The sequence below is a fragment of the Pseudomonas sp. FP603 genome (assembly GCF_030687415.1).
GTDB classification, from domain to species: domain Bacteria; phylum Pseudomonadota; class Gammaproteobacteria; order Pseudomonadales; family Pseudomonadaceae; genus Aquipseudomonas; species Aquipseudomonas wuhanensis.
Window position 1 is genome coordinate 1,620,371 of sequence record NZ_CP117431.1, and the last position, 12,726, is coordinate 1,633,096.

At 59.5% G+C, this 12,726-nt stretch carries 11 protein-coding genes; 10 read left to right on the top strand and 1 reads right to left on the bottom strand.

The window, feature by feature from the left end; genetic code table 11:
- Nucleotides 1-209 precede the first annotated feature (209 nt).
- The 7 genes from PSH65_RS07410 to PSH65_RS07440 all read left to right on the top strand — a co-directional run bounded on the left by PSH65_RS07410 (nt 210) and on the right by PSH65_RS07440 (nt 8,548).
- Nucleotides 210-1,469, top strand: a complete 1,260-nt coding sequence (locus tag PSH65_RS07410) for an AGE family epimerase/isomerase (protein WP_305425591.1) — start codon at nt 210-212, stop codon at nt 1,467-1,469.
- 117 nt (nt 1,470-1,586) lie between these two features.
- Nucleotides 1,587-2,894 carry an ABC transporter substrate-binding protein gene (locus PSH65_RS07415; protein ID WP_123719265.1) on the top strand — a complete coding sequence of 436 codons (1,308 nt, stop codon included), beginning with the start codon at nt 1,587-1,589 and terminating at the stop codon, nt 2,892-2,894.
- Between the two features lie 183 nt (nt 2,895-3,077).
- On the top strand, nt 3,078-3,986 hold the full coding sequence (locus tag PSH65_RS07420) for a carbohydrate ABC transporter permease (protein WP_007902369.1): 909 nt from the start codon (nt 3,078-3,080) through the stop codon (nt 3,984-3,986).
- Nucleotides 3,979-4,824 carry a carbohydrate ABC transporter permease gene (locus PSH65_RS07425; protein WP_305425594.1) on the top strand — a complete coding sequence of 282 codons (846 nt, stop codon included), beginning with the start codon at nt 3,979-3,981 and terminating at the stop codon, nt 4,822-4,824. The genes PSH65_RS07420 and PSH65_RS07425 overlap by 8 nt, the downstream gene beginning before the upstream one ends.
- A 3-nt stretch (nt 4,825-4,827) precedes the next feature.
- On the top strand, nt 4,828-5,988 hold the full coding sequence (locus PSH65_RS07430) for an ABC transporter ATP-binding protein (protein ID WP_305425595.1): 1,161 nt from the start codon (nt 4,828-4,830) through the stop codon (nt 5,986-5,988).
- A 127-nt stretch (nt 5,989-6,115) separates the two neighbouring features.
- Nucleotides 6,116-7,462 (top strand): carbohydrate porin, encoded by a 1,347-nt coding sequence (locus PSH65_RS07435; protein ID WP_305425596.1) that lies wholly within the window; start codon nt 6,116-6,118, stop codon nt 7,460-7,462.
- 231 nt (nt 7,463-7,693) lie between these two features.
- On the top strand, nt 7,694-8,548 hold the full coding sequence (locus PSH65_RS07440; protein WP_305425597.1) for a D-hexose-6-phosphate mutarotase: 855 nt from the start codon (nt 7,694-7,696) through the stop codon (nt 8,546-8,548).
- A gap of 150 nt (nt 8,549-8,698) precedes the next feature.
- On the opposite strand, the gene PSH65_RS07445 is transcribed toward PSH65_RS07440, so the two are convergent.
- Nucleotides 8,699-9,559, bottom strand: a complete 861-nt coding sequence (locus tag PSH65_RS07445) for a MurR/RpiR family transcriptional regulator (protein ID WP_173667542.1) — start codon at nt 9,557-9,559, stop codon at nt 8,699-8,701.
- Between the two features lie 228 nt (nt 9,560-9,787).
- On the opposite strand from PSH65_RS07445, the gene zwf reads away from it, so the two are divergent.
- From zwf to PSH65_RS07460, 3 genes are read left to right on the top strand one after another with little or no spacing between them, the layout of a single operon-like run.
- The gene (gene zwf, locus PSH65_RS07450; RefSeq protein WP_048395673.1) at nt 9,788-11,257 is read left to right on the top strand and encodes a glucose-6-phosphate dehydrogenase; all 1,470 of its coding nucleotides are present in this window, start codon (nt 9,788-9,790) and stop codon (nt 11,255-11,257) included.
- Nucleotides 11,244-11,957, top strand: coding sequence for a 6-phosphogluconolactonase (gene pgl / locus PSH65_RS07455; protein ID WP_305425598.1), 714 nt, complete (start codon nt 11,244-11,246; stop codon nt 11,955-11,957). The genes zwf and pgl overlap by 14 nt, the downstream gene beginning before the upstream one ends.
- Before the next feature lie 17 nt (nt 11,958-11,974).
- Nucleotides 11,975-12,640: a bifunctional 4-hydroxy-2-oxoglutarate aldolase/2-dehydro-3-deoxy-phosphogluconate aldolase gene (locus tag PSH65_RS07460; RefSeq protein WP_008072964.1), complete on the top strand. Its 666-nt coding sequence runs from the start codon at nt 11,975-11,977 to the stop codon at nt 12,638-12,640.
- The last annotated feature ends 86 nt before the right edge of the window (nt 12,641-12,726 follow it).

Genomic DNA, 12,726 nt, shown 5'->3' on the forward strand with positions numbered 1-12,726 from the left:
AAGCCCGCTCCCACAGGATTGCCTACATTTTCAAGGTATGTGCATAACCTTGTGGGAGCGGGCTTGCCCGCGATGGCGTCAGATCAATCAACGCATGCCTGAAGGAAAATGTCACAACTCGGTGACATAACTCGCCCCCTTCGTTACCTGCCCGCCACCGCCCGTTGTTTAGACTGGTCCCAGTCATAACAACAAAAAAAGGTACTCCCATGGACACCTTCCAACCCGCCTTCAGCAGTTGGCTGAACGCGCCTGCCCATCCGCAATGGCTCGCCGCCGAAGGCCTGCGCCTGTTGGCGTTTGCCAAGGCTTCAAAGCTTGCCGAAGGTTTCGGCAATCTTGATGAAAAGGGTCGCCTGCCGGCCAACGCGCAAGCTGAAACCATGAACACCGCGCGCATGACCCACAGCTTCGCCATGGCCCACATCCAGGGCCTGCCGGGTTTTGCCGAGCTGGTGGATCACGGCATCCAAGCCCTTAGCGGGCCGCTGCGTGATGCCGAACACGGAGGCTGGTTCGCCACGCCCGAACACCGCGACGGCAATACCGGCAAAGCCGCTTACCTGCATGCTTTCGTTGCATTGGCCGCGAGTTCTGCGGTGGTTGCCCAGCGCCCCGGTGCCCAAGCCTTGCTCGACGATGCGATCCACATTATCGACAGCCATTTCTGGTGCGAGGAGGAGGGCGCCATGCGCGAATCCTTCAACCGCGACTTCAGTTGCGAGGAGGCCTATCGCGGCGCCAACAGCAACATGCACGCCACCGAAGCCTTCCTCGCCCTGGCCGATGTCACCGAGGACAACCGCTGGCTGATTCGCGCCCAGCGCATCGTCGAGCGCGTCATTCATGATCACGCCGCGGCCAACGATTACTTGGTGGTCGAGCATTTCGACCGTGACTGGCAGCCGCTGCGCGACTATAACCACGACAACCCGGCTGACGGTTTTCGCCCTTACGGCACCACGCCGGGCCATGGCTTCGAATGGGCGCGGCTGTTGCTGCACCTCGAAGCAGCGCGGGTGCAGGCCGGAATACTCACGCCGGGCTGGCTCGCCACCGATGCGCAAAAACTCTTCGAGCACAATTGCCGTCATGGCTGGGACGTCGACGGTGCGCCGGGCATTGTCTACACCCTCGACTGGGACAATCGCGCGGTGGTTCGCCATCGCTTGCACTGGACTCATTGCGAAGCCAGCGCCGCCGCCAGTGCGCTGCTCAAACGCACCGGTGATGAGCAATACGAGCACTGGTACCGACTGTTCTGGGAGTTTTGTGACAATCATTTCATCGACCGTTGCGATGGCAGCTGGCATCACGAACTCGATCCGCTGAACCGTCCGAGCGCCGATATCTGGGCCGGCAAACCCGACCTGTATCACGCCTGGCAAGCCGTATTGATCCCGCGCCTGCCGTTGGCGCCGAGCATGGCCACTGCGCTGGCGCAATTGTCCCAGAGCATTGCTGTGTAACCATGTGGTGACATTCGCGCGTCCCTTCGTTACCTGCGAAGGGGCATCCCCTGTTTAGAATCCTATGCAGCGCAAGCACCAGACTTGCATGCATAACAACAAGAAAGGTACTACTAGATGAATGCGATTTCTCGCCTCGCTACTGTCATTTCTCTCGCCTCACTGCTTCCTGTTGCAGCATTCCCCGTCAGTGCCCTTGCCGCCGATGCCAAAGGTTCGGTGGAAGTCGTTCACTGGTGGACGTCTGGTGGTGAAAAAGCGGCCGTCGATGTACTCAAGGCTCAAGTCGAAAAAGACGGCTTTACCTGGAAAGACGGTGCAGTTGCCGGCGGTGGCGGCTCCACGGCCATGACCGTACTCAAAAGCCGCGCCGTGGCCGGTAACCCACCAGGCGTTGCCCAGATCAAAGGTCCGGACATCCAGGAGTGGGGTAGCACTGGCCTGCTCAGCACCGACACCCTCAAAGACGTTTCCAAGTCCGAAGGCTGGGATAACCTGCTGATCAAGAAAGTCTCCGACACCGTGAAATACGAAGGCGATTACGTCGCCGTGCCGGTGAACATCCACCGCGTCAACTGGCTGTGGATCAACCCGGAAGTCTTCAAGAAAGCCGGGATCGAAAAAGCGCCGACCACCCTCGAAGAATTCTATGCCGCTGGCGACAAGCTCAAAGCCGCCGGCTTCATCGCGCTCGCTCACGGTGGCCAGCCTTGGCAGGACAGCACCGTGTTTGAAGACGTGGTGCTCTCGGTCATGGGCGCGGACGGTTACAAAAAAGCGCTGGTCGACCTGGACCAGAAAACCCTCTCCGGGCCGGAGATGGCCAAGGCCTTCACCGAGCTGAAAAAAATCACCGGCTACATGGACCCGAACCGCGCCGGTCGTGACTGGAACATCGCTGCAGCCGACGTCATCAACGGCAAGGCCGGCATGCAGATGATGGGCGACTGGGCCAAGAGCGAATGGACCGCCGCGAAGAAAGTCGCAGGCAAGGACTACCAGTGCGTGCCGTTCCCGGGCACCGAAAAAGCCTTCACCTACAACATCGACTCGATGGCTGTGTTCAAGCTCAAAGCCGATCGCAAAGGCGACATCGCCGCCCAGCAAGACCTGGCCAAGGTCGCTCTGGGCAAAGACTTCCAGAAAGTCTTCAGCATCAACAAAGGCTCGATCCCGGTGCGTACCGACATGCTTAACGACATGAGCGCGTTGGGCTTCGATTCTTGCGCTCAAGCGTCTGCCAAGGACTTCCTGGCTGACGAGAAGACTGGCGGCCTGCAACCGAGCATGGCGCACAACATGGCCACGTCCCTGGCCGTGCAGGGCGCGATCTTTGATGTGGTGACCAACTTCATGAACGACAAGAACGCTGACCCGGCCAAGGCCAGCGCGCAATTGGCGTCAGCCGTCAAAGCTGCCCAGTAACTCCTGACACAACCTGATCCTGGGTGGAATGGGATTGTGTGGGAGCGGGCTTGCCCGCGATGCAGGCGACTCGGTTTAACTTCGAACCGTGTTGATGCCATCGCAGGCAAGCCACCTCCCACAGGGTCCTGCTCTACCAGAGATCACTGTGTCGATTCTTTCCTCTTCACCTGGATTATCCCGATGAGCTCTGTGGCGGTTTTCAGCAAAGCCTCACCGTTCGACGCACTGCAGCGCTGGCTCCCAAAACTGGTTTTGGCGCCGAGCATGCTGATCGTCCTGGTTGGTTTTTACGGTTACATCATCTGGACATTTGTTCTGTCCTTCACCAATTCCAGCTTCATGCCGAGCTACAAATGGGTCGGCCTGCAGCAATACATTCGCCTGATGGACAACGATCGCTGGTGGGTCGCGAGCAAGAACCTCGCGGTGTTCGGCGGCATGTTCATCGGCATCAGCCTGGTTCTGGGCGTATTCCTCGCGGTGCTGCTGGATCAGCGCATTCGCAAGGAAGGCTTCATCCGCACCGTTTACCTGTACCCGATGGCGCTCTCGATGATCGTTACCGGTACCGCTTGGAAATGGCTGCTCAACCCAGGCCTGGGCCTGGACAAAATGCTGCGTGACTGGGGCTGGGAAGGCTTCCGTCTCGACTGGCTGGTGGATCAGGATCGCGTGGTGTATTGCCTGGTGATCGCCGCCGTGTGGCAAGCCTCCGGGTTTGTGATGGCGATGTTCCTGGCCGGCCTGCGTGGCGTCGATCAGTCGATCATCCGCGCGGCGCAAGTCGACGGTGCGAGTCTGCCGACCATCTACCTGAAGATCGTACTGCCGAGCCTGCGCCCAGTGTTCTTCAGCGCCTTCATGATCCTGGCGCACATCGCGATCAAGAGCTTCGACCTGGTGGCGGCGATGACCGCGGGTGGCCCGGGCTATTCGTCCGACCTGCCGGCGATGTTCATGTATTCCTTCACCTTCAGCCGTGGCCAGATGGGCATTGGTTCGGCGAGCGCCATGATGATGCTCGGTGCGATCCTGGCGATTCTGGTGCCGTACCTGTACTCCGAATTGCGAGGCAAACGCCATGAGTAATCAACTCGGAAAACCGGCGATCAGCTTCAGCCGCATTGCGATCTACGCAACCTTGTTGCTGGCCGCGGCGATCTATCTGGTCCCGCTGGTGGTGATGCTGCTGACCAGTTTCAAATCGCCGGAAGACATCCGCACCGGCAACCTGTTGAGCTGGCCGCAAGTGATTGACGGCATCGGCTGGATCAAGGCCTGGGATGTGGTGGGCGGCTACTTCTGGAACTCGGTGAAAATCACCGTGCCGGCGGTACTGATCTCTACTTTCATCGGTGCCATGAACGGCTATGTGCTGTCGATGTGGCGCTTCCGTGGTTCGCAACTGTTCTTCGGTCTGCTGTTGTTCGGTTGCTTCCTGCCGTTCCAGACCGTGCTGTTGCCGGCTTCGTTCACCCTCGGCAAGTTCGGCCTGGCCAACACCACCACGGGCCTGGTGCTGGTGCACGTGGTCTACGGCCTGGCGTTCACCACGCTGTTCTTCCGCAACTACTACGTGAGCATTCCGGATGCGCTGGTCAAGGCGGCGCGGCTGGATGGCGCGGGCTTCTTCACGATTTTCTGGAAGATCCTGCTGCCGATGTCGATCCCGATCGTGATGGTCTGCCTGATCTGGCAGTTCACGCAAATCTGGAATGACTTCCTGTTCGGCGTGGTCTTCGCCAGTGGCGATGCCCAGCCGATTACCGTGGCCCTGAACAACCTGGTCAACACCAGCACCGGGGCCAAGGAATACAACGTTGATATGGCCGCCGCGATGATCGCCGGGCTGCCGACACTGCTGGTCTACATATTCGCTGGCAAGTATTTCCTGCGTGGGCTGACGTCTGGCGCGGTCAAGGGGTAGAACATGGCAACTCTCGAATTACGCAACGTTAACAAAACCTACGGCGCCGGTTTGCCGGACACCCTGAAAAACATCGAGCTGAAGATCAATGACGGTGAGTTTCTGATCCTGGTCGGTCCATCGGGCTGTGGTAAATCCACTTTGATGAACTGCATTGCGGGTCTGGAAAACATCAGCGGCGGGGCGATCCTGGTGGACGACGCCGACATCAGCGGCATGAGCCCCAAAGATCGCGACATCGCCATGGTGTTCCAGTCCTACGCGCTGTACCCGACCATGAGCGTGCGCGACAACATCGCGTTCGGCCTGAAGATTCGCAAAATGCCGGCCGCTGAAATCGACGAAGAAGTCGCTCGCGTGGCCAAGTTGCTGCAAATCGAACACCTGCTCAGCCGCAAGCCCGGCCAGCTCTCCGGTGGCCAGCAACAGCGCGTGGCCATGGGCCGGGCGTTGGCGCGGCGGCCGAAGATTTACCTGTTCGATGAACCGCTGTCCAACCTCGACGCCAAGCTGCGGGTCGAGATGCGCACCGAAATGAAACTGATGCACCAGCGCCTGAAAACCACCACGGTCTACGTGACCCACGACCAGATCGAAGCCATGACCCTGGGCGACAAAGTGGCGGTGATGAAGGACGGGATCATTCAGCAATTCGGCACGCCGAAAGACATCTACAACAACCCGGCCAACCTGTTCGTGGCGAGCTTCATCGGTTCGCCGCCGATGAACTTCATTCCCCTGCGTTTGCAGCGCAAGGACGGTCGTCTGCTGGCGCTGCTCGACAGCGGTCAGGCACGCTGCGAATTGCCGCTGGGCATGCAAGACGCCGGGCTTGAAGACCGCGAAGTGATCCTCGGCATGCGTCCGGAGCAGATCGTTCTGGCGGGCAGCGAGCCGAATGGTTTGCCGACCATTCGTGCCGAAGTGCAGGTCACCGAACCGACCGGTCCCGACACCCTGGTGTTCGTCAATCTCAACGACACCAAAGTCTGCTGCCGCTTGGCACCGGACGTCGCACCGGCCGTGGGCGAGACCCTGACCCTGCAATTCGATCCATCGAAAGTGCTGTTGTTCGATGCCAAGACCGGTGAACGCCTGGGGGTGGCCGGCCTGCCAAAATCCGAAGCTCACAGCGCCAACGTAGCCCAATTCAAAGGCCGCTGAAGATCAAAATGTGGGAGCGGACTTGCTCCCACAGGGGGGATTCGCGGCAGATGGGGACATCCGCCGCAATCGTTGTAAACCGCGTTAGATAAAAACAGTTAATAACAATAAAGACGAGGATGTAGGGATGAAGAAGAAGAACAACGCTCAGCTTATCTGCCAATTGTCAGCTCTTGCGATGATGACTATGGCCGGTAGCGCACACGCGGCTGACGCGTTCAGTGCCGACTCGCAGTGGATGACCGGGGATTGGGGTGGTGAGCGGACCAGGCTGATCGAACAAGGTATCGACATCAAGGCCGACTACGTCGGTGAAGTGGGCGCCAACCTGCATGGCGGCTACAACGACGACAAGACGGCGCGTTACGCCGACCAGTTTGGCCTGGGCGTGGCGCTGGACCTGGAAAAACTGTGGGGCTGGGATAACACCCAGGCCAAGATCCAGCTCACCAACCGTAACGGTGAGAACATCTCCAATGACCGTGTCGGCGACCCGCGTGCCGGCACCTTGAGTTCCTCCCAGGAAGTCTACGGCCGTGGCCATATGGTCCGTTTGACCCAGTTGTGGATCAAGCACCAGTTCCTCGACGGTAAACTGGACGTCAAGGCCGGTTACTTCGGCGAAGGCGAAGACTTCAACACCTTCCCTTGCGAGTTCCAGAACCTGGCATTCTGCGGTTCCCAAGTGGGTAACTGGGCGACCAACATCTGGTACAACTGGCCGGTCATGCAGGCGGCGATTCGCGTGAAGTACAACATCACGCCTGAGTTCTATGCGCAAGTCGGCGCGTACAACCAGAACCCGTCGCAACTGGAACACGGTAACGGCTTCAAGCTCAGCGGCAGTGGTACCGAGGGCACCGTCTTGCCAGTTGAATTGGTCTGGTCGCCGAAGGTCAACAACCTGCCGGGCGAATACCGTGTCGGTTACTACAAGAGCACTGCCAACGCCGATGACGTCCGTGAAGACGCCAACGGCAATGATGCAGCGACCAGCGGCAACGCCTATCGCAGCCACGATAGCAAGCATGGCTACTGGTTCGTGGCGCAGCAACAACTGACCACTCACAATGGTGATGCTTCACGCGGTCTGAACATCGCGGCCAACGCCACCTTCCACGACAAAGACACCAACTTCGTCGACAACTACCAGTCGCTGATGTTTGTGTACAAGGGCCCGTTTGATGCGCGTCCTAAAGATGACGTCGGGATCGGCTTCTCCCGTATCCATGTCAACGAAGATGTGAAGAAAAACGCCGAGTTGGTCAACGCCGCCAATGGTGTCACCGACTACAACGATCCGCTGTTCTCGCCGTTGCGTTCCACCGAATACAACTACGAGATCAACTACGGTTTCCACGTTACCAACTGGCTGACCGTACGGCCTAACCTGCAATACATCACTCACCCGGGTGGTGTCGATGAAGTCGACAACGCTCTGGTGGCCGGTCTGAAAATTCAGTCGGTGTTCTAACGCTGTTGCGATAAGCTCCTCTCTATGTGCGCATTTTTGCGGACGGCCATGGCTGTCCGCTTTTTTTTGGGGCAGCACACCCCTTGGAGCAGATCGTTCCCACGCTCTGCGTGGTAACGCCGCGCTGGACGCTCTGCGTCCATCGTATGTGACGCAGAGCGTCACGGGATGCATTCCCACGCAGAGCGTGGGAACGATCAGGTAGAAAAATGATTTTCAGGACCGTGGCACATGCTTGAGCATCCGCTACAACGCTTCTTCAAATCCTTGCGCGAACGGCCGGTGTTTGCGTGGGAGCGCTATCAGATGCGCGATGTGCTGGTGATCGACCATCCGCTGTGTCAGGCGGTGTTCAGTCGGCAGGGCGCGCAGTTGCTGCACTTCCAGCCAAAGGGTCAGAAACCCTGGTTGTGGTGCGCGGCGAAGTGGCCGCATGTCGGTGCGATTCGCGGCGGTGTGCCGGTGTGTTGGCCGTGGTACGGCCGTCATCCGAGCGAAAACGCCTGGCCGTCCCATGGCTGGGCGCGTTTGCTCGACTGGAAACTGCTCGATAGCAGCAGTGATGACGATGGTGTGCACCTGCACTGGCAGTTACAGCTGTGCGACTGGCAAGTGGACTTGCACGCGCACTTGGGCGAACGCATGGATTTGCACCTGAGCACCGAGCATCAGGACGACATGCCATGCCAGTTGAGCCAGGCCTTGCACGCCTATTGGCGTATTGGCGACGTGGGCGAGGTAGCGCTGTCTGGGCTCGACGGCGCGCAAGGTTACGACCAGTTGAGCCGCCAGGTTTGCCAGCAGGAAGGCGAGTTGCGGGTCGACGGCGGTTGTCAGCGGGTGTTCCAGCATGACGGCGAATTGCAGCTCAAGGACCACGCCTGGCAGCGGGAACTGTGTATCGACACGGGTGACCATGCGGACACGGTGGTCTGGCATCCCGGCTCGCGGCCGTTGCTGGGCGTGAGCTGGAACGAGGTTTTAGAGTTCGTCTGCGTGGAAGCGGCCAGCGGCGGGACCGACAGCCTGTGCCTGGCACCGGGGGAGCGGGCGCATTTGAGTTTGCAGGCGCGGGTAGGGGTTTAGCTCAAGACCTTCGGTGTTGCGCCGGGCCTCATCGCGGGCAAGCCCGCTCCCACAGGGATATTCAGTGAACACAGATTTGTGTACGCCGTAGATTTCTGTGGGAGCGGGCTTGCCCGCGATGAGGCCCGAACAGGCAATGAAGATCCTGGGTTAGTTGAATTCATCCCCAATCGGATACCGACTGGCATTCAGGCTTTCCTTGATCTTGCGCAAGTGCGGCTGGAAATCCACGCCCCGGCGCAGGGTCATACCGGTGGCGAGCACATCGAGCACGGTCAGCTGAATGATCCGGGACGTCATCGGCATATAGATGTCAGTGTCTTCCGGCAACGGGATGTTCAGGCTCAAGGTGCTCGCCTTGGCCAGCGGCGAACCCTCGGCTGTCAGGCCCAGCACTGACGCGCCGTTTTCCCGCGCGATGCGCGCCACTTCCACCAGTTCGCGGGTGCGGCCGGTATAGGAAATGATCACGAACAACTCACCCGTGTGGGCCACCGAGGCAATCATGCGCTGCATTAACACATCGGCATGGGCGGTCACCGCCAGGTTGAAGCGGAAGAACTTGTGCTGTGCATCCAGCGCTACCGGGGCCGAAGCACCGAGGCCGAAGAAGTGGATCTGCCGGGCCTGGATCAACAGGTCGACGGCGCGGCTGATCAGGTTCGGATCAAGCGCCTGTAATGCACTGTCCAAAGAAGCGATGGCGCTGCCGAAAATCTTTTTGGTATAGGCCTCTGGATTATCGTCGGCCTCGACCGCACGGCTGACATACGCCGCGCCACTGGCCAGGCTTTGGGCCAATTGAAGCTTGAGTTCCGGGTAGCCGCTAACGCCAAACGAACGGCAGAAACGGTTGACCGTCGGCTCGCTGACTTTAGAAGCCTGGGCGAGGGCGGCGATGCTGAACCGGGTGGCCTGCTCCGGGTTGAGCAGGATCACTTCGGCGACTTTGCGTTCTGCCTTGTTCAGGTCTTCAAGGCGATTCTGGATCTGTTCCAGTAAATTTCGCACGCGGTCCATTTCATGTTCCTTAGGTCAGCAGCGCAAATAAGCGTTCGGCTAATGCAAATTGGGCCTTTGATACGGCCCATAACGGTGGCCTATCCTACTGATGGCTCCGACCGACCACCACTCGGAATCTATATTTTGCGAAAATGTTGTGGTTATTACTACATTTTCCCTTGAGTGATGCCTTGAAAAAAGGTATTTGTAGCTTAACTTGATAAAAGAACAAACATCATGCCTTCTATTACGGTTGAACCGTGCACCTTTGCCTTGTTCGGCGCTCTCGGCGATCTAGCCCTGCGCAAGCTGTTTCCTGCCCTCTATCAACTCGATGGCGCCGGCCTGCTTCATGAGGATACGCGCATTATCGCGCTGGCCCGTGAACCCGGCAGCGAGCAACAGCATCTGGCATTCATCGCCACTGAGCTGCGCCGTTACGTGGGCGCCAAAGAGCTGGATGAAGCGGTGGTCGAGCGCTTCCTGGCCCGCTTGAGCTACCTGCACGTCGACTTCCTCAAGGCTGACGATTACGTCGCCCTGGCCGAGCAGGCTGGCAGCGCCCAGCGGGTGATTGCCTACTTCGCCACCCCGGCGGCGGTTTACGGCGCTATTTGCGAGAACCTGTCGAAGGTCGGCCTGACCGAAAACACCCGCGTGGTGCTGGAAAAACCCATCGGTTCGGACCTGGAATCCTCGCGCAAGGTCAACGACGCCGTGGCGCAGTTCTTCCCGGAGAACCGCACCTACCGTATCGACCACTACCTGGGCAAAGAGACCGTACAAAACCTGATCGCCCTGCGTTTCGCCAACAGCCTGTTCGAAACCCAGTGGAACCAGAATTACATCTCCCACGTGGAAATCACCGTGGCCGAGCAGGTCGGGATCGAAGGCCGTTGGGGTTACTTCGACAAGGCTGGCCAGCTGCGGGACATGATCCAGAATCACCTGCTGCAATTGCTCTGCTTGATCGCCATGGACCCGCCCGCCGACCTGTCCGCCGACAGCATCCGCGACGAGAAAGTCAAAGTCCTCAAGGCACTGGCGCCGATCAGCCCGGAAGGCCTGACCACTCAAGTGGTGCGCGGCCAGTACATCGCCGGCCACAGCGAAGGCAAATCGGTACCCGGGTATCTGGAGGAGCCTAACTCCAACACCCAGAGCGACACCGAAACCTTCGTCGCCCTGCGTGCTGACATTCGCAACTGGCGCTGGGCCGGCGTGCCGTTTTACCTGCGCACCGGCAAACGCATGCCGCAAAAGCTGTCGCAGATCGTCATCCACTTCAAGGAACCGTCGCACTACATTTTCGCCCCCGAGCAGCGCTTGCAGATCAGCAACAAACTGATCATCCGCCTGCAACCGGACGAAGGTATTTCCTTGCGCGTGATGACCAAAGAACAAGGCCTGGACAAGGGCATGCAGCTGCGCAGCGGTCCGTTGCAGCTGAATTTTTCCGACACCTATCGCAGCGCGCGGATTCCCGACGCCTACGAGCGGTTGTTGCTGGAAGTGATGCGCGGCAATCAGAACCTGTTTGTCCGTAAAGATGAAATCGAAGCCGCGTGGAAGTGGTGTGACCAGTTGATCGCCGGGTGGAAAAAGTCCGGTGATGCGCCCAAGCCGTACGCGGCCGGGTCATGGGGGCCGATGAGCTCCATTGCACTGATTACGCGGGACGGGAGGTCGTGGTATGGCGATATCTGAATTGAAACTGCCTCAGGGTGTTAGCGCCCATGAGTTCAAAAGCCCGGTGCTGCTGGCCGAAGGTCTGGCGCTGAATGTGGCCAAGCAACTGAGTGACGCCATCGACGCGCGCGGCACCGCGACCTTGGTGGTTTCCGGTGGGCGCAGCCCGGTGGCGTTTTTCCAGCACCTGGCCAAGCAGACGCTGGACTGGTCCAAGGTTGTCGTCACGCTGGCTGACGAGCGTTGGGTGCCGGTTGAACACGCCGACAGCAATGCCGGTCTGCTCAAGCGTTACCTGTTGCAAGGCCCGGCGGCCAAGGCCCAGTTCCTGAGCCTCTACAGTGCCACCGCCAACCTGGAACAGGCCGCCGAGCAGGCTGATCGCTTGCTCGCCGAATTGCCTCCGATTGACGTGCTGATACTCGGCATGGGGGACGATGGTCATACCGCTTCGCTGTTCCCCAACAGCCCGCACCTGAGCGATGCCTTGAAAGCCGACGGCACCCGTCGTTGCTACCCGATGCTGGCGCCGACCGTGCCGCATCAGCGACTGACCATGAGCCGCGCGCTGCTGGCCTCGGCGAAGTACACCGTTCTATCGATTTCCGGTCAGTCCAAGCTGACCACCCTGAATACCGCACTGGCCGGTGACGATGTCGCCGCCATGCCGATTCGGGCGTTTCTGCAACCTACGTTAGAGATTTACTGGTGCCCATGAACCAAGGATCAGCCGCTATGACAAACACATCCCCGACCGTTTCCATGGCGGACAAAGTTGCCCTGATCGACAGCCTCTGCGCCAAGGCGCGGATCCTGCCGGTGATCACCATCGCTCGTGAACAGGACGTGCTGCCATTGGCCGACGCCCTCGCGGCCGGTGGCCTGACGGCGCTGGAAGTGACCCTGCGTTCGCAGTTCGGTCTCAAGGCGATCCAGATCCTGCGCGAGCAGCGTCCGGAACTGGTGACCGGTGCCGGCACCGTGCTTGATCGCAGCATGCTGGCCGCTGCCGAAGCGGCTGGTTCGCAATTCATCGTCACGCCGGGTATCACCCGTGATCTGCTTGAAGCCAGTGTCGGCAGCCCGATCCCGCTGTTGCCGGGCATCAGCAATGCCTCCGGCATCATGGAAGGCTATAGCCTGGGTTATCGCCGCTTCAAGCTGTTCCCGGCGGAAGTCAGCGGCGGCGTCGCGGCTATCAAGGCGCTGGGCGGCCCGTTCGGCGAAGTAAAATTCTGCCCGACCGGCGGCGTCAGCCCGGCCAACATCAAGAGCTACATGGCGTTGAAAAACGTGATGTGCGTGGGCGGTAGCTGGATGCTTGACCCCGAGTGGATCAAGAACGGCGACTGGGCCCGCATCCAGGAGTGCACCGCCGAGGCGTTGGCTCTGCTGGACTGATTCACCGGATTTACCAAACACTTCGTTGTGTGTTCTACGGCTTTACGGTGCGCTTGGTCGGTGCACCGTTTTTTTTTGCCTGAAAA

Excerpts from the sequence above, each read along its gene's own strand:
- PSH65_RS07440 (WP_305425597.1), top strand. The coding sequence starts at position 7,694 with ATGCTTGAGCATCCGCTACAACGCTTCTTCAAATCCTTGCGCGAACGG.
- PSH65_RS07435 (WP_305425596.1), top strand. The coding sequence starts at position 6,116 with ATGAAGAAGAAGAACAACGCTCAGCTTATCTGCCAATTGTCAGCTCTT.
- PSH65_RS07430 (WP_305425595.1), top strand. The coding sequence starts at position 4,828 with ATGGCAACTCTCGAATTACGCAACGTTAACAAAACCTACGGCGCCGGT.
- zwf (WP_048395673.1), top strand. The coding sequence starts at position 9,788 with ATGCCTTCTATTACGGTTGAACCGTGCACCTTTGCCTTGTTCGGCGCT.
- PSH65_RS07420 (WP_007902369.1), top strand. The coding sequence starts at position 3,078 with ATGAGCTCTGTGGCGGTTTTCAGCAAAGCCTCACCGTTCGACGCACTG.
- PSH65_RS07410 (WP_305425591.1), top strand. The coding sequence starts at position 210 with ATGGACACCTTCCAACCCGCCTTCAGCAGTTGGCTGAACGCGCCTGCC.
- pgl (WP_305425598.1), top strand. The coding sequence starts at position 11,244 with ATGGCGATATCTGAATTGAAACTGCCTCAGGGTGTTAGCGCCCATGAG.
- PSH65_RS07415 (WP_123719265.1), top strand. The coding sequence starts at position 1,587 with ATGAATGCGATTTCTCGCCTCGCTACTGTCATTTCTCTCGCCTCACTG.
- PSH65_RS07425 (WP_305425594.1), top strand. The coding sequence starts at position 3,979 with ATGAGTAATCAACTCGGAAAACCGGCGATCAGCTTCAGCCGCATTGCG.
- PSH65_RS07460 (WP_008072964.1), top strand. The coding sequence starts at position 11,975 with ATGACAAACACATCCCCGACCGTTTCCATGGCGGACAAAGTTGCCCTG.